1 protein-coding gene is annotated in these 1,851 nt (G+C 76.9%); it reads left to right on the forward strand.

Going from position 1 to position 1,851, the window contains the following annotated elements; genetic code table 11:
* The coding region (locus ACFCX4_RS36085; RefSeq protein ID WP_376151687.1) for a condensation domain-containing protein at nt 1-1,851 on the forward strand (1,851 nt) is incomplete at both ends.

The following is a 1,851-nucleotide window of genomic DNA, read 5'->3' on the forward strand; positions in this document are numbered from 1 at the left end:
AGCTGGTCGGTTACGTCACGGGCACGGCGGAGCCGGAGGCGGCCCGGGAGGGTGCGGCGGGTGTGCTGCCGGCGTACATGGTGCCCGCCGTGGTGGTGGCGCTGGAGGCGTTCCCGCTGACGGCGAACGGCAAGATCGACCGACGGGCGCTGCCCGCGCCGGAGGTGTCCGCCGACCGGGACGGCCGTGCTCCCGAGGGCCCGGTGGAGACCGCGCTGGCGGCCGTCTTCGCCGACGTCCTCGGCCTCGCGACCGTCGGCGCGGACGACGACTTCTTCGCCCTCGGCGGCCACTCCCTGCTCGCCGCCCGCGTGATCAGCCGCGTCCGGGTGCGGCTCGGCGTCGAGGGCGGCATCCGGGACGTCTTCGAGGCGCCCACGGTGGCCGGCCTGGCCGCCCGCCTCGCCGGGCGCGCCGCCGCGGCGGCCCGCCCCGTCCTCGCCCGCGCCGAGCGCCCCGACCCGCTGCCGCTCTCCTACGCGCAGCGCGGCCTCTGGTTCCTCCAGCAGGTGGACGGCCCGTCCGCCACCTACACCATCCCGTTCGTGGCGCGCCTGGACACGGCCCCGGACGCCGGGGCCCTGACGGCGGCCGTCGCCGACGTCGTCGCCCGGCACGAGAGCCTGCGCACCGTCTTCCCGGCCGTCGACGGCGAGCCCCGCCAGCACGTCCTCACCCCGGCGCAGGCCGGTGTTCCCGTCGCGGTGGCGGACGTCCCGGCCGACGGTCTGGAGGCGGCGGTCGCCGCCGCACTGGCGCTGCCCTTCGACGTGTCGGCCGAACCGCCGCTCCGCGTCCGCCTGCTGCGCGCCGCGGACGGATCCGGCGCCCTGGTGGTCGCCCTGCACCACATCGCGGGCGACGAGGCCTCGCGCGGCCCGCTGCTGGCGGACCTGCAGCACGCCTACGCGGCCCGGCTGGCCGGCCGTGCCCCGGAGTTCGGCGAACTTCCGCTCCAGTACGCCGACTTCGCGCTCCACCAGGCCGCGCTGCCGCAGGACGCGGCGCTGGCGCACTGGCGCACCGCCCTGGCCGGGCTGCCGGAGGAGATCGCCCTGCCCACCGACCGCCCCCGCCCGGTGCGGCCGAGCGGCCGGGGCGGGCTGGTCGAGCTGCGGCTGCCCGCAGGACTCGCCCGTGACGTCCGGGAGTTCGCTCGGACCTCCGGCGCCAGTGTGTTCATGGTCGCGCACGCGGCCGTGGCGGCACTGCTGCACCGCCACGGTGCCGGGGAGGACATACCGCTGGGCACGCCCGTCGCCGGGCGCGGCGGCGAGCGGGCGCTCGACGGGCTGGTCGGCTTCTTCGTCAACACCCTGGTGCTGCGCGCCGACCTGTCCGGCGACCCGACCTTCGCCGAACTCCTCGCCCGGGTCCGCGCGGTCGACCTCGCCGCGCTCGACCACGCCGAGGCGCCGTTCGGCCGGGTGGTGGAGGCGGTCAACCCCGACCGCTCGCTCGGCCGGCACCCGCTGTTCCAGACCATGGTGTCGCACAACACCGTCACCCAGGACACCTCGAAGCTGTTCGGCAGCCCGGCCCGGGTCGACCTGGTCGACCCGGGGACGGCCCGCTTCGACCTGGAGCTCACCTTCGCCGACACCGCGCACAGCGACGCGCTGGGGCTGCGGGTGTTCTACTCCGCCGACCTCTTCGACCGCTCCTCGGCCGAGGAGCTGGGCCGCCGGCTGATCGCCCTCCTCGCGCGGGCGGTCGCGGACCCGGCGGTGAAGGTCGCCGATCTGGACCTCCTCGACGAGGTGGATCGGGGGCGGTTGGCGGGGTGGAACGCGACTGCGGGTGCGGTGGTGGGTGGTTCGGTGGTGGAGTTGTTCGCGGCGCGGGTGGGTG

Origin of the sequence: Kitasatospora sp. NPDC056327 (assembly GCF_042261735.1) — a bacterium.
Taxonomy (GTDB): Bacteria; Actinomycetota; Actinomycetes; order Streptomycetales; family Streptomycetaceae; genus Kitasatospora.